At 72.5% G+C, this 19,519-nt stretch carries 21 protein-coding genes; 8 read left to right on the top strand and 13 right to left on the bottom strand.

Translation table 11 applies throughout. The features are described 5' to 3' along the window. Positions 1 to 55 precede the first annotated feature (55 nt). From ACPXBU_RS04490 to ACPXBU_RS04480, 3 genes are all read right to left on the bottom strand, one after another. Positions 56 to 1,951, bottom strand: coding sequence for a S9 family peptidase (locus ACPXBU_RS04490; RefSeq protein ID WP_425756586.1), 1,896 nt, complete (start codon positions 1,949 to 1,951; stop codon positions 56 to 58). Between the two features lie 132 nt (positions 1,952 to 2,083). Beyond that, positions 2,084 to 3,571, bottom strand: a complete 1,488-nt coding sequence (gene rox, locus ACPXBU_RS04485) for a rifampin monooxygenase (protein WP_425756584.1) — start codon at positions 3,569 to 3,571, stop codon at positions 2,084 to 2,086. 225 nt (positions 3,572 to 3,796) lie between these two features. Continuing rightward, a complete protein-coding gene (locus ACPXBU_RS04480; protein WP_425756582.1) occupies positions 3,797 to 4,519 on the bottom strand; it encodes a TetR/AcrR family transcriptional regulator in 723 nt (240 codons plus the stop codon). Positions 4,520 to 4,604: 85 nt separating this feature from the next. Between ACPXBU_RS04480 and ACPXBU_RS04475 the strand changes: the two genes are divergently transcribed. Beyond that, positions 4,605 to 5,468: an NmrA family NAD(P)-binding protein gene (locus ACPXBU_RS04475; protein ID WP_425756580.1), complete on the top strand. Its 864-nt coding sequence runs from the start codon at positions 4,605 to 4,607 to the stop codon at positions 5,466 to 5,468. Positions 5,469 to 5,547: 79 nt separating this feature from the next. Here ACPXBU_RS04475 and ACPXBU_RS04470 read toward each other — a convergent pair whose 3' ends face one another. Further along, a complete protein-coding gene (locus ACPXBU_RS04470; protein WP_425756578.1) occupies positions 5,548 to 6,147 on the bottom strand; it encodes a TetR/AcrR family transcriptional regulator in 600 nt (199 codons plus the stop codon). A 96-nt stretch (positions 6,148 to 6,243) separates the two neighbouring features. Here ACPXBU_RS04470 and ACPXBU_RS04465 point away from each other — a divergent pair, with 96 nt between their 5' ends. After that, positions 6,244 to 6,678, top strand: coding sequence for a nuclear transport factor 2 family protein (locus ACPXBU_RS04465; RefSeq protein ID WP_425756576.1), 435 nt, complete (start codon positions 6,244 to 6,246; stop codon positions 6,676 to 6,678). Positions 6,679 to 6,723: 45 nt separating this feature from the next. Here ACPXBU_RS04465 and ACPXBU_RS04460 read toward each other — a convergent pair whose 3' ends face one another. Beyond that, positions 6,724 to 7,416 (bottom strand): class I SAM-dependent methyltransferase, encoded by a 693-nt coding sequence (locus tag ACPXBU_RS04460; RefSeq protein ID WP_425756574.1) that lies wholly within the window; start codon positions 7,414 to 7,416, stop codon positions 6,724 to 6,726. 100 nt (positions 7,417 to 7,516) lie between these two features. Here ACPXBU_RS04460 and ACPXBU_RS04455 point away from each other — a divergent pair, with 100 nt between their 5' ends. After that, entirely contained in the window at positions 7,517 to 7,993 is a 477-nt protein-coding gene (locus ACPXBU_RS04455; RefSeq protein ID WP_425756573.1) for a hypothetical protein, read from the top strand. 8 nt (positions 7,994 to 8,001) lie between these two features. On the opposite strand, the gene ACPXBU_RS04450 is transcribed toward ACPXBU_RS04455, so the two are convergent. The 3 genes from ACPXBU_RS04450 to ACPXBU_RS04440 are packed head-to-tail and all read right to left on the bottom strand — an operon-like array spanning position 8,002 to position 10,565. After that, on the bottom strand, positions 8,002 to 8,784 hold the full coding sequence (locus ACPXBU_RS04450; RefSeq protein WP_425756571.1) for an ABC transporter permease: 783 nt from the start codon (positions 8,782 to 8,784) through the stop codon (positions 8,002 to 8,004). A gap of 31 nt (positions 8,785 to 8,815) precedes the next feature. Beyond that, positions 8,816 to 9,574 (bottom strand): ABC transporter permease, encoded by a 759-nt coding sequence (locus ACPXBU_RS04445; protein ID WP_425756570.1) that lies wholly within the window; start codon positions 9,572 to 9,574, stop codon positions 8,816 to 8,818. Between the two features lie 13 nt (positions 9,575 to 9,587). Beyond that, positions 9,588 to 10,565 (bottom strand): ABC transporter ATP-binding protein, encoded by a 978-nt coding sequence (locus ACPXBU_RS04440; protein WP_425756569.1) that lies wholly within the window; start codon positions 10,563 to 10,565, stop codon positions 9,588 to 9,590. A gap of 113 nt (positions 10,566 to 10,678) precedes the next feature. Between ACPXBU_RS04440 and ACPXBU_RS04435 the strand changes: the two genes are divergently transcribed. Beyond that, the gene (locus ACPXBU_RS04435) at positions 10,679 to 11,254 is read left to right on the top strand and encodes a maleylpyruvate isomerase N-terminal domain-containing protein (RefSeq protein WP_425756567.1); all 576 of its coding nucleotides are present in this window, start codon (positions 10,679 to 10,681) and stop codon (positions 11,252 to 11,254) included. 3 nt (positions 11,255 to 11,257) lie between these two features. Here ACPXBU_RS04435 and ACPXBU_RS04430 read toward each other — a convergent pair whose 3' ends face one another. Both ACPXBU_RS04430 and ACPXBU_RS04425 read right to left on the bottom strand, forming a co-directional pair. Beyond that, positions 11,258 to 11,800, bottom strand: coding sequence for a GNAT family N-acetyltransferase (locus ACPXBU_RS04430; protein WP_425756566.1), 543 nt, complete (start codon positions 11,798 to 11,800; stop codon positions 11,258 to 11,260). Between the two features lie 41 nt (positions 11,801 to 11,841). Further along, on the bottom strand, positions 11,842 to 12,327 hold the full coding sequence (locus tag ACPXBU_RS04425) for a DUF1992 domain-containing protein (protein ID WP_425756564.1): 486 nt from the start codon (positions 12,325 to 12,327) through the stop codon (positions 11,842 to 11,844). 227 nt (positions 12,328 to 12,554) lie between these two features. On the opposite strand from ACPXBU_RS04425, the gene ACPXBU_RS04420 reads away from it, so the two are divergent. Then, positions 12,555 to 13,205, top strand: coding sequence for a LysE family translocator (locus ACPXBU_RS04420; protein ID WP_425756563.1), 651 nt, complete (start codon positions 12,555 to 12,557; stop codon positions 13,203 to 13,205). Between the two features lie 134 nt (positions 13,206 to 13,339). Here the strand turns inward: ACPXBU_RS04420 and ACPXBU_RS04415 are convergent, their stop codons facing one another. From ACPXBU_RS04415 to ACPXBU_RS04405, 3 genes are read right to left on the bottom strand one after another with little or no spacing between them, the layout of a single operon-like run. Continuing rightward, positions 13,340 to 14,161, bottom strand: coding sequence for an SDR family NAD(P)-dependent oxidoreductase (locus ACPXBU_RS04415; RefSeq protein ID WP_425756561.1), 822 nt, complete (start codon positions 14,159 to 14,161; stop codon positions 13,340 to 13,342). Next, the gene (locus ACPXBU_RS04410) at positions 14,158 to 15,516 is read right to left on the bottom strand and encodes a flavin-containing monooxygenase (RefSeq protein WP_425756560.1); all 1,359 of its coding nucleotides are present in this window, start codon (positions 15,514 to 15,516) and stop codon (positions 14,158 to 14,160) included. The genes ACPXBU_RS04415 and ACPXBU_RS04410 overlap by 4 nt, the downstream gene beginning before the upstream one ends. A gap of 55 nt (positions 15,517 to 15,571) precedes the next feature. Continuing rightward, entirely contained in the window at positions 15,572 to 16,213 is a 642-nt protein-coding gene (locus ACPXBU_RS04405) for a TetR/AcrR family transcriptional regulator (RefSeq protein WP_425756709.1), read from the bottom strand. A 63-nt stretch (positions 16,214 to 16,276) separates the two neighbouring features. Between ACPXBU_RS04405 and ACPXBU_RS04400 the strand changes: the two genes are divergently transcribed. The 3 genes from ACPXBU_RS04400 (at position 16,277) to ACPXBU_RS04390 (ending at position 19,506) form a co-directional block, all read left to right on the top strand. Next, a complete protein-coding gene (locus ACPXBU_RS04400) occupies positions 16,277 to 17,731 on the top strand; it encodes an MFS transporter (RefSeq protein ID WP_425756558.1) in 1,455 nt (484 codons plus the stop codon). A 51-nt stretch (positions 17,732 to 17,782) separates the two neighbouring features. After that, on the top strand, positions 17,783 to 18,931 hold the full coding sequence (locus ACPXBU_RS04395; RefSeq protein ID WP_425756556.1) for a hypothetical protein: 1,149 nt from the start codon (positions 17,783 to 17,785) through the stop codon (positions 18,929 to 18,931). A 233-nt stretch (positions 18,932 to 19,164) separates the two neighbouring features. Beyond that, positions 19,165 to 19,506, top strand: a complete 342-nt coding sequence (locus tag ACPXBU_RS04390) for an RNA polymerase-binding protein RbpA (RefSeq protein ID WP_030489777.1) — start codon at positions 19,165 to 19,167, stop codon at positions 19,504 to 19,506. Positions 19,507 to 19,519 lie beyond the last annotated feature (13 nt).

Genomic DNA, 19,519 nt, shown 5'->3' with positions numbered 1-19,519 from the left:
TGGGACAGCTCCACGACGCGACAACGCGTGGCTGGAGAGCGAGGACAGGTCAGGGTCAGAGCCAGCGATCGAACCAGGCGCGGGTCCGGCGCAGGACGTCGATCTGGTGGTGGCGTTCCCAGATCGAGTGGCCCTCTCTCGGGTAGATCACGAACTCGTGCTCGACGTCGAAGTGGCGCAGCGCCCGGTGGAGGTACACGGCCTGTCCGAGGGGAACGTTCGTGTCCTCGGCGCCGTGCAGGATGAGCACCGGGGTGCGGATGCGGCTGGCGAAGGAGATCGGGCTGACCGCGTCGTGGGGGTGTGGTCCGATGCCGGACCAGCCGGTGCTGCCGCCGAGCGCGGCTTCGAACTGGCCGTTCTCCCCGGTCGCTGCCAACATGCCCCAGTCGACGACGCCGGCGCCGACCAGCGCGGCGCGGAAGCGGCCGGTCTGGCTGACGGCCCAGGCGGACAGGAAGCCGCCGTGGCTCCAACCGGCGATGCCCAGCCGGTCCGGGTCGGCGATGCCCTCGGCGACGAGCAGGTCGATTCCGGTCAGGATGTCGGTCCACTCCTGTTGTCCGACCCGGCCGGCGACGCTCGCGGCGAACTGGTGACCATGGCCCTGACCACCGCGCGGGTTGGGCAGGAACACCGCGTGGCCAGCGGCGGCCAGCCACTGCGCGCTGGGAAACCAGAACACCTGGCAACTGTCGGCGTAGCGGTCGTACGGGCCGCCGTGCACGATCGTGACAAGCGGGAACGGGCCGTCCGAGGCGGTTCGTCCGACCGGCAGGACGAGCAAGCCGTCCAGGTCGAGGCCGTCGGCGGCGCGGTAGGCCAGCGGTTGTTGCGTGCCGAGCGCGATGCCGTCCAGTTCCGGGCGGGTGGTGGTGATTCTCCGCAGCGGCCCGGTTGGCGGTCCGACGTGGACGTCCGGCGGTTGGTAGCGGCCGCCGGTGAGGACGGCGATGCCGTCACCGGCAGGGGTGGCGGTGAGGGTGTCGAGGCGTCCGGGGTGCTGCGACAGGATCGTGAGGTCGGTGGCGTCGAGCCGGGCCAGGGTCGCGTTCAGGCCGTCGGCGAACACCACCAGCGGGGCGCCGTCGGTCTGGCCGAGTTCGGTGGGGCACATCGAGAGACCAGCGGTGCGGTTGCGCAGGACGCGGTTCTCCACGGCCAGGTCGAACACGGCGGTGCCGGCCTGCAGACCCGGCGGGGTGAGCGCCAGGTAACCGAGGTGCCAGCCGTCCTCGCCCGGCCACCAGGCCAGCGACTGTGCGTCGGCTTCGACAGGTCCGAGGTCCTGGACGGTCCCGGTCGCGGGGTCGAGCAGGTGCAGGTGGCCGCTGCGTGGGCCGTGGTCGTTGTCGGTGGTGGCTCTGGTCAGCACGGCCAGCGGCCCGCCGTCGGGACGTTGCCGCAGTTCCACGACGTGCCGGTCACCGAACACGTGCGGGGTGGTGATCCGGCCGGTGCGCAGGTCGAGCAGCCGAATCCGGGCTCGCGGTTCGCGCTCGCCGACGACGATGGCGTCGTCGCGGTCCCGGGCGCGGCTCGCGTCCTGCGCGGTGGGTTCGTCCTCGGCGAGCAGCGCGACCAGGTGGGGGTCGGTGAGCGGCAGGTGGTCGATGACGCCGGCCTGCCAGCCGGTCAACGTGGTGACCGTGCCGTTGGCGAGGGTGAGCGCGTGCAGCTGTGAGGTGCCACGGTCGCTGCGGTCGGACAGGAAGAACAGCGTCGCCGAGTCGGCCGACCACCGTGGCCGGGACTCCGTTGCGGTGTCGGCGGTCGCCCGGCGCGGCGCGACGGCGCCGTCGGTGTCGACGAGCCAGAGTGCGGTGTCGAGGTGGTCGCCGGTCCGGCTGAGGGGTGTCAGGACGTAGCAGAGCCGGCGCCCGTTCGGGGCGAGTGCCGGGTTCCGCGGGGCACGACCGTCGACCACGAGCTCGGCGGTCAGACCTGTCACGCGACAAGTCTGCCAGCGTCACGGGATCGATCCGGTGCGGGATCCTCGCCGCGAGGTCACTGACATCGGGGTGTCCGCAACGCTGCGACACCCCGACGTCGTGAAACCCGAGTCGATCAGGACGCGTCGACGTCAGTGGGTGGGCGTGCCGAACCAGTGCGAAAGGTGGCGGTCGAGGTCCTGTTGGTCGTCGCCGATCCAGGCGACGTGACCGTCGGGTCGGATCAGGACGCCCGGAGCATCGAGGTCGGCGGTCGGATCCGCGAGGTGGTCGACCCGGTCTGACCAGCCGTCGACCGCGAGGCGTTCGGTGCGGTCCAGCAGCAGGCCGCGACCGCGATGCAGGAGGCCGTAGAGATTGCCCTGTCGCACGGCGATGTCGCGCATCCGGCGGCCGAGCAGATCGGGGCCCGCCCCGAAGTCGTAGCGGATGCCGACAGCGGTGATCTTCTCCAGCAGGTAACGGTTGACCTCGTTGAAGTCCATCAGTTCGGTGAGCAGTCTGCGCACGGCCCGTGCACCGGGTTCGGTGGACAGCAGCTCGGTCTGGGCGCGCGTGTTGTCCAGCACGTCCTCGGCGACCGGACGGCGTTCGGCCTGGTAGGTGTCCAGCAGGTCATCCGGCGCCCAGCCGCGGATGCGCCCGGCCAGTTTCCAGCCCAGGTTGACCGCGTCCTGGACGCCCAGGTTGAGGCCCTGTCCGCCGATGGGTGGGTGGATGTGCGCCGCGTCGCCGGCCAGAAGCACACGCCCGACCCGATACCGTTCGGCGAGCCGGGTGGCATCGCCGAAGCGGGACAACCACCGCGGGGAGTGGACGCCGAAATCGGTGCCGGCGACGCTGCGCAACTGGTGTTTGAAATCCTCAAGGGTGGGTGGTTGCGTGCGGTCGCTGACTCCCGCGGCGGGGACCAGCACGCTGTAGACCCCTTCCCCGAAGGGCCGGAGCCAGAATCGTTGTGGAGGCTCGCGGAGTGCGGCCACCGTGGCGGCGACCTCCTCCGGGGGCATGCCCACCTTCATCTCGCCCATCAGGGTCTCGGTGCGTGCGGGCTCACCGGGGAAGCCGACACCGAGCAGTTTGCGTACGGTGCTGCGCGGTCCGTCACAGCCGACGAGATAGCGCGACCGCAACCGCTGCCCGTCGGCCAGCAGGACTGTCACCCCCTCGTCGTCCTGCTGCACGCCGGTGACCGCGCACCCGCGCCGGACCTGCGCGCCCAGTTCGAGCGCGCGTTCTTCGAGCACGTTCACGATGACCGGCTGCCGGATGCCCAATAGATAGGCGTACGCGGAGTCCAGGCCCTCGGGCGCGGGTTTGGCGATGGCGGCGAAGAAGCCGGCGGCCGGCCGGCGGCGGCCATGCGGGAGGACTCGATCCAGCAGTCCCCGCATCGCCATCAGCTCGAGGCTGCGCATGTGCAGACCGACGATGCGTACGAACGACGCGGGTTCGGTTTCCTTCTCCAGAACGAGTACCCGCACCTCGTGCAGCCGTAGTTCGGCGGCCAGCATGGCGCCCGTGGGTCCACACCCGACGATGATCACATCGAAGGGGCGGGGCGGGTGATCGGCCCGGTCGTGGGACGGCTGCTCGGCGGTGATGTGCGCGGAACGCATAGGTGTTGCCCTTCGGGAGTGCCGTGGTTGGCGAGGCGCTCCCGGCGACACCTATGTCAGTCGCCCGGCCATGACGGGAGGGGGAGCACCCACTTCGGTACAGCGGTCATGGGTCTCACCTCCTCGGGTGGTGTCACGGTCAGCCGAAAACTACAAGCCGCGCATCAGCTCGTCCAGTGCTTTTCCCGCCACGTGCCCACCTCGGAACCGGCCCGCAGGTCGCGGTCAGGCGGTCTGCGGCGCGGTCAGCGACCGGTGGAGCCACTCGGTCATGAGCGCGCGTTCGGCGTCGCTGAGCCCCGGAAGGTCGGGTACCACCGTGGCGAAGGTGACCGCCACCGCGCTCACTGTCGTGTCGGGTGTCGCCGGCGTGCTCACGAGGATGCTGCTGAGCACGGCGTCGAACATGGCGTCGCCCAGACCACTGTCGCGCTCCTGCGGGGGTGTCGCCAGGAGGGCGAGGATGGTTCCGTTGCCAGCGGCGTGGATCATCATGAGTGCGCGCCGCTCGTCGACACCCAACAGGCCGGCCGCGGCCAGTCGCCGGACGCGGGTGCGCAGCACCTCGATGCCGGCAGCCGTCGCCGGTGACGGCCCGCCAGTCCCCCGGGCGCCGATGAGCGCGTACAGCTCGGGGTTCGCCAGGCCGAACTCGATGTGCACCCGCCATCCGAGCCGCAGGTCCGCTACCGGATCGCCCTCGGCGGCCCGCACCACCGCGGATTTGGCGGCGACGTAGGTGGCCATGACGTGTTCCGCGACGGCATCGATCAGGCCGTTCTTGTCACCGAAGAGGCGATAGATGGTGGGCGCCTGCACACCCGCCGCCTGGGCGACGGCTCGCGTCGTCACCGCGTTCGCGCCCTTCTCCCGCAGCAGCTGGCTGGCCGCCGTGACGATGCCGAGCCGCACGTCGTCCCGGGATGCCGTGTCCTGCGCCGCAGTCATGAACCAATGCTAACAGCAACTTGTTATCGTCGGAGTATCGCTGCTAACGTAACGGCGATAACGTCGATAACAGGGAGTGTCAATCATGTTCGTCATCACCGGTGCCACCGGTCAGCTCGGCTCCCAGATCGTCGCTCGGCTGCTCGAGCGGGTGCCCGCCGAAACCGTGGGCGTCAGCGTGCGCGACGTGACCAAGGCCGCGGGTCTCGCCGCGCGCGGCGTACGGGTCCGGGCCGGAGACTTCACCGACCCGACCACGCTGCGACACGCCTTCGAGGGCGCCGAGAAGGTCCTCGTCGTGTCCGCCGCCATTCGGGGCGGCGGCGCGGCCGTCGCGAACCGCGCCGCCATCGACGCCGCCCACGCCGCGGGGGCCTCGCGCGTCCTGTACACCAGTCACCAGGCGGCGGCGAAGGATTCACTCTTCCCCGCCCAGCTCACGCATGCCGAGACCGAGGAGCATCTAGCCGGGTTGGGTGTTCCCTTCACCGCCCTGCGCAACGGCTTCTACGCGAGCACGCTCAGCTTCGCCATCGGCGCGGCCCTGGAGACCGGCGTGCTCGCGGCGCCGACGGACGGCCCGGTCTCCTGGACCGCGCACGCCGACCTCGCCGAGGCCGCCGCCATCGCCCTCACCGAGGACGGGGCGCTCGACGGGGTCACGGCTCCGCTGACCGCGCCGGACATGCTCGACCTCGAGGCGGTCGCGGGCATCCTCAGCACCGTTACGGGCCGCACCATCAGGCGCGTCGTCGTGGATGACGAGGAGTGGCGGGCCACTGCCATCGCAGGTGGCATGCCCGCGGCGGCGGCCGACTTCACCCTCGGCATGTACCGCGCGGCTCGCCGTGGCGAGTTCGCCGTCACCGACCCGACACTGGAGGCCCTCATCGGTCACCGTCCGACGTCCGCCCGTTCGGTGCTCACGGCCATCGCCGCCAGGGATTGAGAGGCGGCTCAGGCTCGACGACCCGGCCTCACCCTCCCGTGGTCGGCCGGGCAGCGACCGTACCCCTCGGGGTCGCGGCTCAACTCGCGTCGGCGGGCCGAACCGGCGGCGGCACCTCGGCGGTGGCCAACGTCTGGAAGCACGGACGAAGCAGCTCGATGATCTCATCGGGTGCGGCGTCCGCGAGTCGGCCGAGTCGCAGCAGGTAACGCTCGATGATCACGCCGTGGACGATCGCGCTGAGCAGGCTGGCGCGCAGCGCGGCGTCCGCGGTGGGGATCGCGGTGGTGATCTGGCTGAGCTGGGGCTCGGCAGCGGCCCGGTACCGCTCGGCGGCGTCGCTGTTGGTGAGCATGGAACGCAGGACCGCGAGTGAGGCGACCGGTTCGCCGTCCAGGCGGCTGGCGAGCGAGGCGAGCAGGACGTCGACGATCTCCTCACCGCCGCCGCTGGGCAACTCGTCGGCGGGCAGTTCGGCGGCGCGGGAGAAGAGGTTGTCCTTGGTGCCGTAGTAGTGCATCACCAGGCCGGCGTCGACCCCGGCCGCCCTGGCCACGGCACGGATCGTGGTGCGCTCGAAGCCGAGTTCGGCGAACATCTGCCGGGCCGCCGTCAGGATGCTGTCTTCGGTCTGGCGGCGTTGCTGGGCTCGCGTCAACCGGGCGCTCGGTTCGGTCACCCGGTCATTCTACGGTCGTTGACCGGTCCGCCCGTTCGTTCTACGCTCGTTCAATCAACGCCTGTTCAACCGACGCTGGCCACCTGGGAGGTCGCGATGACATTGTCGTCCCGCACGGTCGTCGAGAGGGTCCTGCGGGCCGGCCGCGAGGTCGACATCGAGACATTCGTGGAATTGATGGCGCCGGACGGATACATCGAGTGGCCGTACCGTCCGCCAGGCGTGCCCGGCCGTCTGCGGGGGCGTGCGGAGGTGCGCCGTCATCTCACCGAGACAGCCGGCGCCTTCGTCACGTTCGACGAATACCGCAACGTGCTGCTGCACGAGACCACCGACCCCGAGGTCATCATCGTGGAGTACGAGGCGTACGGCAGCGTCGTCGCCACGGGCGAGCCGTTCGAGCAGACGGTGATCGCGGTCATTCGAGTCCGCGACGGTCAGATCCTGTCCTATCGCGACTACGTCAACCCCCTCCCCGTGGTCGAGGCGCTGGCCAGCGTCACGGCCCGACCGGCCGGCAGGGTCGTCTGATGCAGACCGAGCCGCCGTTGGGCGTACGTGCCGCGATGAGCATCGTTAGTGGCGGCGCAGGCGCAGGGCGACGAAGCTCGGGCGTTCGGTCAGCCGCTCGTAGCGCTCCGGGTTGACAGCGCGCAGCGTCTCGACCGCCCTCGGCTCGACCAGCCGCTCGAGCACGAACCCGGCGTCGAGCACCTCGGTCACCAGCGACTCGAGGGTCGTCCGCTGGAAGCGCATGGTGATCCCGTCGGCCATGGGGAACTCGACCCAGCTCTCGTCGAAGTACGATCCGCCGAAGTACCGCCAGTCCGACGTCGGATGTGTCGTCGACAGCAGGAACCAGCCGCCGGGCCGCAGCACCCGCCGTACCTCGCCGAGGAACCGGGCACGGTCGGTCAGGTGATGCAGCACCAGCGCGCAGACGACTCCGTCGAACGACGCGTCGGTTGCGAACTCCAGCGGGGCGTCCAGGTCGTGCCGCTGGACCTCGGCGCGGTCGCCGAGCAGGGCCCGGGCGTGCCGGACCAGCGTCGCGCTGCCGTCCACCGCCACCACCTCGGCTCCCCGGCCGACCAACTCGGCCGCGTAGTGGCCGCCGCCGCAGCCGGCGTCCAGGATCCGCAGACCGGCGACGTCGCCGGCGAGCGTCAGCATGGCCGGCCGGTCCGTGTAGGCGTTGTGCGGTCCGTCGGCGGCGTGCGCCGCGAAGATGTCACCGGCCTGGTCGTGATACGCGTGGGCTGCGGGCATCAGGGCAGCGTGCCCGGCCGCCGGCGCGGGACGCAACCGAGATCGACCAGGGCGCGGGTGATTTGACCCTCGACCGGGTCGAGGCCCGAACATCGGCGGCATGGACGACCAACCGACACCCGACCCGACGATGACCCGCATCGGCGAGGCGGTGCAGCTCGGCCGATCAGGGCAGAAGGGCCCCGCCCGCGACGCTCTCACCGCGTTGTGGGACGAGATCGGCCCCACCGGCGACGCCTTCCACCGCTGCACCCTCGCCCACTACCTCGCCGATCTCCAGGACACCACCGAGGCGGAGCTGACCTGGGACGAACGCGCCCTGGCCGCGGTGTCCGACCTGACCGACGAGCGCGCCCAGCGCTACCTGTCCTCGCTCCAGGTCCAGGCGTTCCTGCCGTCGCTGCATCTCAACCTGGCCGACTGCCACCGACGTCTGGGCAACCCCGCCCAGGCCCGCGAGCACCTCGCCCGAGCCGGCGAACACCTGGCGTACCTGCCGGCCGACGCGTACGGCGAGGCCATCCGCGCTGCCATCCGCGACTTCGCCGCGGACGACCCGACCGACGCAAGGCGGTAACGGTCCGCTCAGCGCAGCATCATCCGGGTCATCCGACGGGTGGCGACGATCATCGCGATCGAGCCGAAGGCGAGCAGGTAGACCACCGGGATCAGCAGGTCCCAGCCGAGCCGGCCCAACGCCGGTTCGCGAACCAGCTCGATGCTGTGGTAGAGCGGCAGCGCCTGGATCAGGGGCCGCACCGCCGCCGGATAGACCGACAGGGGGTAGAACGTCGTCGCGAACAGGTACATCGGCAGCATGAAGAGTTGGATGTACTGGAAGTCGGAGAAGTCGCGCAGGTACGTCGTGACGGCCAACCCGCCCGCGGCGAACGCGTACGCGATGAGCACCGACGCGGGGAGGGCCAGCAGCACCCAGGCCGAGGTGACCAGCCCACCGACCGCCATGAGGGTGAGGAAGCCGATCGTCGTCAGCAACGCGTTGATCATCGCGCTGGTGACCTCGCCGACGGCGATGTCGGTGACGGACAGCGGTGTCGGCAGGATCGCCTGGTAGGTCTTCTCGATCCTCATCCTGGTGAAGACGCCGAAGCTGGTTTGGTTGAACGCGGTGTTCATCGCGGTCGTGGCCAGGATCGCCGGGGCCACGTAGACGGCGTACGGGACCTCGACGCCGGGAACGGTGCCGACGAGCAGCCCGACGCCGACGCCGATCGACAGCAGGTACAGGATCGGCTCGACGAGCGCGTTGAGCAGCGGCGTGATCGACCGACGGTAGATCATGAAGTTGCGTTCGATGAGCGCGAGCGCGCGGCGTCTTGTCCAGCCGGGTACGACGACGGTGCTCATGCTGTCTCCACAGGGCTCGGTGGGTGGGCCGTCACGGGTGCAGCCTTCGGCGGTAGGTGACCCGGGCGACCAGGAAGCCGCCGACCGCGAGCGTCAGCAGGTAGGCGATGTGGACGCCGCTGCCGGTGATCGTCGCCGTGCCGAGGCTGAGGGTGCGGCACAGTTCCACCCCGTGCCACAGCGGCAGCAGGTAGGACACCGGGCGGATCCACTCCGGTAGCTGGGAGACGGCGAAGAACGTGCCGGAGAACATGTAGAGCGGCATGATGACGAAGCGGAACACCGTGTCGATGTGGCGTAGTTTGCGTACCCCGACCGCCCACGCGGCGGCCGGCGCCGCGAACGCGACACCGGTCAGTGTCGCGCCGAGCAGGGCGCCGAGCACCCACCAACCCTCGATCAGTCCGAACGCGGCCATCACCACGATGAAGGCGGCGCTGGCGATGAGCACCCGGAAGGTGATGAAGAGCAGGTGCCCGGCAGCGAGTTGCTCCGGGGCCAGTGGCGTCGGGGTGGCGCTGCGGTACGCCCCGAAACCCGCGGCCCGGGCGACTCCCCCGGACGCCTCCAGGAACGCGTTCTGCATCGCCGCGGCGGCCAGCATGCCCGGGGCGAAGAACGCCGCGTAGGAGACGCCGGCGATCTGGGCCGGCGCGTTGTCGTCGACGAGGGCGCCCAGTCCGGCGCCGATGCCGATGAGGAACAGCAGCGGGTTCAGGACGTTGAGCACGATCGAGCCGCGCCAGGTGCGTCGGTAGCGGACCATCCAGTATCCGAATGCGTGCAACACGTGGTCTCCCCTGCTACTCGACGAGCGATCGGCCGGTGAGCGTGAGGAACACGTCCTCCAACGTGGCGCGACGGACCAGTGCGGTGAGCGGCGTGAGCGACATGGCGTGCACCGCGGCGAGGGCGGCCTCGCCGTCGGCGGTGTAGACGAGCACCCGGTCGGGAAGCGACTCGACGCGGCCGTCGGTCTCGTTGCCGCCGGTGGCCAGGGCGGATGTCCGCAGCTTCTCCGTGACGGTGTCTCGTTCGTCGAGACGGAACCGCAGTTCCAGGACCTCCCGGGTGGCATACCTGGTGATCAGGTCCCGAGGGGAGCCCTGCGCGACGATCCGGCCGTGGTCGACGACGATGAGCCGATCGCAGAGCTGCTCGGCCTCGTCCATGTAGTGCGTGGTGAGGATGAGCGTGACGCCGTCCTGCTTGAGCTGGAAGAGCCGGTCCCACAGGATGTGCCGGGCTTGCGGGTCGAGACCTGTGGTGGGCTCGTCGAGGAGCAGGATGTCGGGTTCGTTGATCAGGGAACGGGCGATGGTCAGCCGTCGGCGCATACCGCCGGAGAGCGTCTCGACTTGGTCGCCGGCCTTTTCCCGAAGCTGGGCGAAATCCAGCAGTCGGGTCGCGCGGTCCCGGATGACGGCCCGCGGCAGGCTGAAGTACCGCCCGTAGATGTGCAGGTTCTCCCGGACGGTCAGCTCGTTGTCCAGGTAGTCGTCCTGCGTCACGACGCCCAACCGGGCGCGGATCTCCGGCCCCTGTCGCGTCGGGTCCATCCCGAGCACGCGCAGGCTGCCGCCGCTGATCGGCGACGTCGCGGCGATCATCCGCATGGTGGTGGACTTGCCGGCGCCGTTGGGCCCGAGCAGCCCGAAGGACTCCCCCCGCTGGACCTCGAAGTCGATGCCGTCGACCGCGTGGAACTCCGCTGTGGACCCACGCCGCGGATAGACCTTTGTCAACTGTCTGGCCTGGACCATGGGCTGCTCGATCATCATGGCAGCCTACGGAAAATAAACAGCACACTGCAAGATTCGAGCACGTCACTGAAAATTTCGATGCGGCGATGATCTCGCTTGTCTCGCTCGACCGGCCCTGCGAGAGTCGCCGGATGCCAGCGGTGACCGGCGCCGACCTGCTCCAGGCGGCCGACGAGATGACCCGGGTGTTGCACCCCCACCACGAGCGCGACTGGTCCGTGCCCGCCGGCCCGCTGACCTGGAGCTGTTGGACCACCGCCGCGCACATCGCGCACGACCTGCTGGCGTACGCCGGCCAGGTCACCGGCCGCCCGGAGGACGGCTACCTGCCGTACGACCTGCGGGTCTCCCCCGACGCCAGCCCGGCGCAGACCCTCACCGTCGCGCGCGCCTGCGCCGGGCTGCTCGCCGCCGCCGTCGACGCCGCCCCGCCCGACACGCGGGCCTGGCACTGGGGTCCCTGCGACCCGGCCGGCTTCGCCGCGATGGGGGTGGCCGAGACCCTGCTGCACACCCACGACATCACCGTCGGTCTCGGTGTGCCCTGGCAGCCGCCGCAGCGGTTGAGCGCGGCGGTGCTGCGGCGACTCTTCCCGAACGCCCCGGAGGGTGTCGCGCCCGAGGTCCTGCTGTGGATGACCGGCCGCGGTGACCTGCCCGGCCGGGCACGACGCACCTCGTGGACGTGGCAGGCGGCGCTGGGCTGAGCCCTACCCGACACGCAGCGAGTGCCGGTGACCGTCCAGCGGAAAGGGCGGCCGGGCCGGCAGCACCTCCTGGAACACGTAGCCACTCTTCTGCGCCACCCGGCAGGACGCCACGTTGTCCACCTGGTGCAGCAGGTCGAGGCGCTCCAGCGCGGGGAACGTGTCGAACGCCCATCGGCTGAGCGCGGTGACCGCCCCCGGGGCGACGCCGCGCCCGCGCGCCCACGACGCGGTCCAGTAACCCACCTCGGGCGCGGGCCAATCCTCGCTGGCTCTCTTGAGCACCACGTTCGCCACCAGCCGTGGACCGTCCGCGTCGTCCTCGAGGACCGCGAAGCTGTACCGCCGTCCGGCGTCCCAGTCCTCGCGCACTCGCTGGAGCCACTGCCGGCCCTCGGCCGGGTTGGTCACCGGCAGCCGGGTCCATCGGCGCAACACCGGGTCCCGGTACGCGTCCAGCAGGGCGTCCAGGTCGTCGTCCGCCCAGGGCCGCAGGGCGAGGCCCGACATCGAGGAGATAGTGGACGTCCGTCGGTCGATCACCATCGGCACAGTCTGCCGGTGCCGGGCACGGCCGAGCAGACGGGTCAGCGCGAGCGGCGACGCCAGGGCAACCACCAGGCACGACGAGGCCGGTGTGGCGCGACGACTGTCGCCCGGTCGGTCTTCGGCGTCGGGACGCTGGGCGGGGCGTGCTCGGCGCGCCAGCGGCGGACCACCTCGTCGGTGTTCACCGGACGCACCGCCACGCGGGGGCCGTCGGGGTTGCGCAGCCACGCCACGATCTGCGCGTTCAACTGCCCCACGAAGTCGCGGACGGCCTGTTCGGTGGGCAGGTCGCGAACCTCGTCGGGGACCTGCTCGACGCGTCGGCGCAGTTGCAACGGGGTGGGTAGGAGCAGGTCGCTGGGCAGCGCCTCCCGCTCCAGGAAGCTCTTGATCCACCACGACTCGTCGTACGGTGCTCCCCGGCCGGGGATCGGCTTGCCCATGCCGGGCAGGTCGTCGAACTCGCCGCGTTGCACGGCTCCCCGGATCTGCGCCTCCACGGCCGCTTCCCACGCCTCGGTCACCCTGCGGCACCTCCCCTGGCCACCGTAACGCGCCGCCTCCGGACGGCGACACGCGCTCGTAGGGGGTCAGCGCGCCCACGACGGTGACCATTCCCGGCGGCGATCGACCGGGGGGTTTCGGCCCGGCTGACCGGATTCGGGGCCACCATCATCCAGGTGGCTCTCGGCCAGCGTGCTCATCTCGGCCTACGGTCGGTGCGGGGCTGCCGAACGGGGGGGGAATCGTCATGGTGAGCACGGGGGCACTGCTGGGCATCGCGCTCGTCGGGTTGGGGCTGGTCCTCACACCCGGCCCGAACATGGTCTACCTGGTGTCCCGCTCGGTGGCGCAGGGCCGCCGGGCCGGGCTGATCTCACTGCTCGGGGTGGCGGCCGGTTTCGGGGTGTACCTGGCGGCGGCGGTCGCCGGCCTGGCCACCGTCTTCGTGCTGGTGCCGACCCTCTACGCGGTGGTGAAGCTGGCCGGTGCCGGTTACCTGCTGTGGCTGGCCTGGCGGACGCTGCGTCCGGGCGGTCACTCGCCGTTCACACCCGCGCCGCTGCCTCCGGATCCGCCCCGACGGCTGTTCACCATGGGCCTGGTCACCAACCTGCTGAACCCGAAGATCGCGATCCTCTACGTGTCGCTGCTGCCGCAGTTCATCGACCCGGCGCGGGGGCACGTGGCGATGCAGAGCCTGCTGCTCGGGCTGACCCAGATCGCCGTGGCGCTGAGCGTCAACGCGCTCATCGTGCTCAGCGCGGGCGCGCTGGCCGGGTTCTTCGCCCGCCGACCGGGGTGGCTGCGGGTGCAGCGGTGGGTGACCGGTACGGCCCTCGCGGCGCTGGCCGTCCGGATCGCCGCCGACCGTTCCCGCGCGGCGGTCGCCGCGCCCTGAGCGGACCGGAGGATCACCGCCCCGGTAACGGCGGACCCTTTCCGCGCCCCCACCGCGCAACCGCACCACGGTCGGGTGACGCCAGACCGCCGAACCGCGTCGCCGCCGGGGGCGCCGGACCGTCGCGCGGAACCTCACCGCCCCCGGTGGCGACGGACCATCCCGGCGGCCAGCGGCGCGGCGTCCAGGTCGCCGGCGGCGAGCCGGGCGGCGAGGGTACGACGGACCAGCCGATCGGCGAGCGCGGGCGCGTGCCGGCCGACGGCCATCTCCAGCCGACCGCGCGTCGTGGTCGCCACGTCGCGAGGCGCCCGCCGGGCGGTGGCGGTACGCAGGATCGCCGCGACCACCCCCTCGACGGGCTCGGGCCGGGACACCCCGCGCAGGGACAGGCCTGCCTCGGCGGTGCTGTGGTGGATGGGTGAGACGACCATGCTCGGGTAGACCACGCTCACCCCGACGTGCGTGCCCACCTCGTGGCGCAGCGCGTCGGCGTACGCGACCAGGGCGCGTTTGCTGACCCCGTACGCGGCGGCGAGCGGCAGGGGCAGCACCGCCATCCGACTGGCCACGAAGATGACCCGTCCGCGCGCGGTGAGCAGCGGTGGCAGCGCCGCGGCGGTGGTCCGCCAGGCGGCGAGCAGGTTGACCTCCAGTTGCCGGCGGACCACCTCGTCGGGTGGCAGCTCGGCGGGGGCGGGGCCACCGACACCGGCGTTGTTGATCAGCAGGTCGAGGCCGCCGAGTCGGTCGACCGCGGCGCGCACCGCCGGCGCCACGGCGTCCGGGTCGGTCAGGTCGCAGCCGAGCACCGGCAGGTCGCCGTCGGGGCGCGCGTGCAGGTCGAGCCCCACCACCTGAGCGCCGGCGGCGGTGAACGCCGTGCCGAGATGCCGGCCGAAGGTGCCGCTCGCGCCGGTCAGCAACACCCGACGGCCGGCCAACCGACCCGTCACGGCCGTACCCCGACCGAGGAGGCCGCGCCGGACGGACCGGCCGCACCGGCACGGGCGCGGCGGGTTCCGGCGGCCAGTTCGCGGGCCAGTTCGGCCAGGTAGACGTCGAAGTCCACGCGCATCGCCGGGCGGCGCTGGCCCCACCGGGCGGTCGCGGCCCGCAACTCGGCTCGGCACACGGCTCGCTGTCGGTCGGCGTCCGGCAGCGCGTACCGGCCGGCGAGGTGCGCGGCGATCACCTTGGCCTGCGCCTCCACCAGGGGGAACGCCGACCCGGTGGACTGCATGAGCCCCACGAAGGTCAGGCCCGGGGCGTCGGTGTGGAACACGTGCCGGTACAGCGGCAGGCTGTCGGCGCCACCGCCGAGCAGCGCCGGGTCGAGGAACGGGATCGCCACCCGGTAGCCGGTGCACCAGATGATCAGGTCGACGCTGTCGCTGCGGCCGTCGGTGAACTCGACCCGGTCCCCGTCGAGGGCGGCGACGCCGGGTCGGGCCTCGACGTCGCCGTGGGTCAGCCGCGACAGCAGCCCGTCGGAGAGCGTCGGATGGTCCTGCAGGAAGCCGTGCGTCGGCGCGGGCAGCCCGTAGCGGGCGGGACTGCCGACGGTGGCGCTCAGCGTCGCCTGGCTGATGCGTTGGCGCAGTCGCCACGGCAGCCGGCGGGCCAGCGCCCCGTTCAGGGTGTCCGAGGGGCGGCCCAGCAGGTATTTCGGCACCACCCAGACGCCGCGGCGCAGCGAGAGCAGGGTACGACTGGCGGTGTACGAGGCGTCCACCGCGATGTCCATCGCGGAGTTGCCGCCGCCGACGACCAGGACCCGCCGGCCGGCCAACTGCTCCGGGCCGCGGTAGTCGTGGCTGTGCAGCTGCTCGGCGGTGCTGGTGCCCGGGTACGACGGATCGGGAAGCCGGGGCACCCGGTTGTGCCCGTTGGCGACGACCACGGCATCGACGGTGACGGTGACCGGCCCGTCCGGTCCGTTCGCGACCACCGTCCAGGTGCCGGCCGCGTCCTGGGTGACCCGCTCGACGGTGTGCCGCAGCCGGATGTCCTCGCCCAGCCCGAAACGGTCGGCGTAGTCGGCGAGGTAGCCGGCGACCCGGCGGTGGTCGGGGTAGTCGGGCCAGTCGGTGGGCATCGGGTGGTCGGCGAACTCGGTGCGGCCCCGGCTGGTGTTCAGGTGCAGCGTGCGGTACGCGGGCGAGTCGGGTGCCCCGTACACCCAGAGGCCACCGACCTGCTCGGCGGCCTCGAAGCCGAGCACCGGCACCGCGGCGTCGCGCAGTGCCTTGACGGCGGCGAGCCCGGCCGCGCCGGCGCCGATCACCGCCACCCTGGGTGGTACACCCATCGCCGCCCCCACTAATCCAACGTCTGATGGATAATCGTCGGACGGCGGCCACCCGTCAAGTGCGCGCCGCCCCGTACAGGCCGTCGAGCAGGCGGTGCACGAACGCCCGGAACTCGCGCCGCTCCCGCGCACCCGGCGCGCCCGCGGCCAGCGCCACCACGTGCCCGTGCGTCGCCCAGACCAGGCTGCGGACGGTGATGTGCGGGGTCGGCTCGGTCAGCGCCCCGGCCGCCGCGGCGGCGGTGAGCAACTCCGCGACCAGCCGGTACAACGGCTCGGCGTAGCGTTTGTCCAGCTCGGCGTGCCGCTGCGGTTCGAGCCAGCGCCGCAGCCACAGCGCAGTGGTCTCCGGGCGGTCCTCGAGGAAGTCGACGAAGACGTCGACCAGGTCGTGCAGGGCGCGCCGGGCCGCGTCCGGCCCGGCGTCGAGAGCGGCGCGGGCCTGCTCGGCGGCCTCGGTGAGCACCTCCCGCTCGGCCGTGAAGACCCGGGCGAAGCAGGCGTCGTAGAGCGCCGCCTTCGTACCCGTGTGGTGCGCGACCGTGGCGACGTCGACCCCGGCGGCGGCGGCGACCTCCCGCAGCCCGACGGCGTCGAAACCACGCTCGGCGAACAGCGCGGTCGCCGCGGTGAGCACCACCTCGCGGGTCGGCCGGGTCTCGTCGCGGCGGGGCCGACCGGGACGGCGTCGGGGCATGGTCATGGCCGCCATTCTGCCCCTAGAATCCAGCAACCGTTGGATTACCGAGGGGATGCGGCGATGACCGGGCTCGACCGGCGGCCCGTGGCCGCCACCGACGCGACACTCGCCCGTGGCCCCCTGGCGGGCTTCGCGGCCGGCTCGCTCGGCATGGGTGTCTGGGTGACGGTGCCCGGCCTGCTGCTGCTGTACTTCCTCACCGACGTGCTGGCGGTCGGGCCGTGGGTGGCCGGCCTCGCGCTGCTGCTGCCGAAGATCGCCGACGTGCTGCTGCACCCCTGGGTGGGCCACCGCGCCGACGTCGAGCAGAACCGCCGTGGCGACAGGCGTCGCCTGCTCCTACTCGGCTGCGCCCTGCCGATCGCGTTCGCCGCGCTCTTCGCGGTGCCCGGCGGGCTGACCGGCGCGCCGGCGGCCGCGTGGGTGGCGGTGTTCTTCGTCGCCGGCAACCTGCTCTTCGCCGCCTACCAGGTCCCCTACCTGGCCACCCCGGCCGACCTGCGGATCGGCTATGACGAACGCACCCGGCTGATGGCGTTCCGGATGGTCGTGCTGACCCTGGGCATCCTGCTGTCCGGATTGCTGGCCCCGCTGCTCACCGGCGGCGACGCCGCGACCCGGGGCGGCTACCAGCGGATGGGCCTGGTCCTCGCCGTCGGCATGCTGGCCGCCATGCTCGTCGGTGTCGCCGGCATCGCCCGGCTGCGCGGTGGCGCGGCGGACCCCACCCGAGCGGGGCACGGCGGGTGGCGGGCACTGCGCACCGCGCTGCGCGACCGACAGTTCCGCTGGCTGGTGACCGCGTACCTGGCCATGTCCACCGCCACCCACCTGGTGCTCGCCGGGGTGCCCTACTACGCCGAGTACGAACTGCGCGCGCCCGGTCTGACCACGGTGCTGGTGGCCGCGTTCGTGGCGCCGGCGCTGCTGGTGACCCCGCTCTGGCTGGTGGCGGCCCGCCGGGTCGGCAAGCAGCGGGCGTTGCTCGGCGCGCAGGGCGCGTTCGCCCTCGGCTCGCTGGTGCTCGCGGTGGGCCGCCCGGCCGGCCTGCCGGTGCTGATCGGCGCGGTGGCGGTGCTCGGGCTGGCGTTCGCCGGTATGCAACTGCTGCCCTTCTCGATGCTGCCCGACGTGATCCGCGCCGCCGCCGACCGCCCCGCGACCGCCGCCGGCACCGCGACGGGCGAGGGCACCGCCGCCGCCGACCGCACCGCCGCCGCCGACCGCACCGCCGCCGCCGACGGCACCGGCGGGGCGACAGGCGCCGGCACCTACACCGGGGTGTGGACGGCCACCGAGGCCACCGGCGCGGCCCTGGGTCCGTACGCGTACGCGCTGTGCCTGGCCGTTGGCGGTTTCGTGGCCTCGACGGCCGGTGCGTCGCCGACGCAGCCGGACGCGGCGCTGGCGGCGGTCCGCTACGGCTTCGGGGTGCTGCCGGCGGTGGCGATGCTCGCGGCGCTGCTGCTGCAACGCCGCTACACCCTGGACGCGAGCGCCCGGGCCGCGAGCTGACCCCGCCGCGGTGCGTCGGGCGTCACCGCCCGGCACTAGACTGCCACCTCGATGGACGCCCAGCCCACCACCACCGAGACCCGCCCGTGCGCCCACTGTGGACAGCCGGTGCCGCAGCGTGTCGGCGCGGGCCGACCGTTTCGGTACTGCCGGGACAACGACGGCGCCTGTCAGCGCGCCTCCCGTAACAGCCGGATGCGCCACCGCAACGCCCCCGGCCTGCCGGGGCAGGTGGCCCGCACCTGGGAGGCGGTGGACCGCCTCGACCAGATCGTCGAGACGTTGACCGAGTCCCTGCACGCCGAGTTGTCCCCGGTGGGTGTGCAGCGCCAGATCGCGCAGGCCCGCGCGGAGGCCGCCACCGAGGTCGCGGCGGCGCAGACCGAACGCGACGAGGCCCGCGACGACGCCGAGACCGCCGCCGCCGACGCGGCGCGTGCCCGGGAGCAGGCCCGCACGGCTCTCGCCGACGCCGACGAGGCCCGGCGGCGCGCCGAGCAGGAGCGCCAGCAGGCCACCGCGGCCGACGAGCGGGCGCGGCACGCCGAGGCCGCCCGCGACCAGGCGCGCCACGACGTCAGCGCCGCCGAGGCGTTGCGCGCCCAGGCCGAACGCGACCGGGACCAGGCCCGCGTCGAGGTGCGGGACCTGCGCACGCACCTCGACGCCGAGCGGCAGCGGGTGGCCGACCTGACCGGTGAACGCGACGCGGCCCGCGCCGACGCCGAGCGGGCCACCCGGGTCGCCGCCGACGCGACCGAGCGGGCCGGGCGGTGGCAGGCCGAGGTGCAGGACGTGCGCCGCCAGATCGAGCAGGCCCGCGCCGACGCCGCGCGCGCCCGCGCCGAGGCCGCCGACGCCACCCGCGCCCGGGAGCAGGCCGACCGGGCCCGCGACCGCGCCCAGGTCGCCGCCCGCCAGGTCGACGACGCCCGGCAGGAGGTCGCGGAGGCGGCGGCGCGCCTTCGCGCGGAGCTGACCGCCACCGCCGCCCAGCGCGACACGCTCACCGCCGAGCTGACCGCGGCCCGGCAGGCGGCGGCCACCGCCGAGGGCCAGGTCACCGCCCTGACGGTACGACTCGACGCCGCCATCGGCGACCGGGACCTGGCCCAGCGGCGGGTGGCGCAACTCGGTGACCAGGTCAGCGACCTGGCGGTGGCGCTGGCCCGGCTCGGCTCGCCGCCGCCGACCGGTTGAGCCGGCCGGGGCGCAACTTCCGCGGCCCCCGGGCGGTTAACCTCCCCGGTGGCAGCGGAACCACGTCCCCGTTGCGACAGGCCTGGGGATCACCTGGCCGGGTGCGCGTCCCGGCCGGCTACCCTTGGTCGCGGCCCACCCGTGGACGCCTCACGCCCTCGGGCGGGAATGGCTCGACGGGAACGCGCCGTTACACCCAGAAGACCAGCACCACGAACGAGGGGAAGTCGATCATGGGCGAGCGTATGCTGCGCGGAAGCCGCCTTGGCGCGGTGAGCTACGAATCCGACCGCAACACGGAGCTCGCGCCGCGTCAGACCCGCGAGTACCTCTGCGCCAAGGGCCATCAGTTCGAGGTGCCGTTCGCCGTCGACGCCGAGGTCCCGATGACCTGGGAATGCAAGTTCGACGGCAGCGTCGCCCGACTCGTCGACGGCAACGAGCCGGAGCAGAAGAAGGCCAAGCCGCCGCGTACCCACTGGGACATGCTGCTGGAGCGGCGCTCGATCGCCGAGCTCGAGGACATCCTCGAGGAGCGCCTGCAGGAGGTGCGGACCCGCCGCGGCCGCGCCTGAGTCACACGACACC

The organism is Micromonospora sp. DT231, assembly GCF_049847025.1.
Lineage (GTDB): Bacteria > Actinomycetota > Actinomycetes > Mycobacteriales > Micromonosporaceae > Micromonospora.
Note: the sequence above shows the minus strand (reverse complement) of the source record. Positions and strands in the feature narration are given on the sequence as shown.

Excerpts from the sequence above, each read along its gene's own strand:
- ACPXBU_RS04460 (WP_425756574.1), bottom strand. The coding sequence starts at position 7,416 with ATGCCCGCAGCCCACGCGTATCACGACCAGGCCGGTGACATCTTCGCG.
- ACPXBU_RS04395 (WP_425756556.1), top strand. The coding sequence starts at position 17,783 with ATGGACGCCCAGCCCACCACCACCGAGACCCGCCCGTGCGCCCACTGT.
- ACPXBU_RS04465 (WP_425756576.1), top strand. The coding sequence starts at position 6,244 with ATGACATTGTCGTCCCGCACGGTCGTCGAGAGGGTCCTGCGGGCCGGC.
- ACPXBU_RS04430 (WP_425756566.1), bottom strand. The coding sequence starts at position 11,800 with ATGGTGATCGACCGACGGACGTCCACTATCTCCTCGATGTCGGGCCTC.
- ACPXBU_RS04420 (WP_425756563.1), top strand. The coding sequence starts at position 12,555 with ATGGTGAGCACGGGGGCACTGCTGGGCATCGCGCTCGTCGGGTTGGGG.
- rox (WP_425756584.1), bottom strand. The coding sequence starts at position 3,571 with ATGCGTTCCGCGCACATCACCGCCGAGCAGCCGTCCCACGACCGGGCC.
- ACPXBU_RS04390 (WP_030489777.1), top strand. The coding sequence starts at position 19,165 with ATGGGCGAGCGTATGCTGCGCGGAAGCCGCCTTGGCGCGGTGAGCTAC.
- ACPXBU_RS04455 (WP_425756573.1), top strand. The coding sequence starts at position 7,517 with ATGGACGACCAACCGACACCCGACCCGACGATGACCCGCATCGGCGAG.
- ACPXBU_RS04435 (WP_425756567.1), top strand. The coding sequence starts at position 10,679 with ATGCCAGCGGTGACCGGCGCCGACCTGCTCCAGGCGGCCGACGAGATG.
- ACPXBU_RS04450 (WP_425756571.1), bottom strand. The coding sequence starts at position 8,784 with ATGAGCACCGTCGTCGTACCCGGCTGGACAAGACGCCGCGCGCTCGCG.
- ACPXBU_RS04410 (WP_425756560.1), bottom strand. The coding sequence starts at position 15,516 with ATGGGTGTACCACCCAGGGTGGCGGTGATCGGCGCCGGCGCGGCCGGG.
- ACPXBU_RS04440 (WP_425756569.1), bottom strand. The coding sequence starts at position 10,565 with ATGATGATCGAGCAGCCCATGGTCCAGGCCAGACAGTTGACAAAGGTC.
- ACPXBU_RS04405 (WP_425756709.1), bottom strand. The coding sequence starts at position 16,213 with ATGCCCCGACGCCGTCCCGGTCGGCCCCGCCGCGACGAGACCCGGCCG.
- ACPXBU_RS04400 (WP_425756558.1), top strand. The coding sequence starts at position 16,277 with ATGACCGGGCTCGACCGGCGGCCCGTGGCCGCCACCGACGCGACACTC.
- ACPXBU_RS04475 (WP_425756580.1), top strand. The coding sequence starts at position 4,605 with ATGTTCGTCATCACCGGTGCCACCGGTCAGCTCGGCTCCCAGATCGTC.
- ACPXBU_RS04480 (WP_425756582.1), bottom strand. The coding sequence starts at position 4,519 with ATGACTGCGGCGCAGGACACGGCATCCCGGGACGACGTGCGGCTCGGC.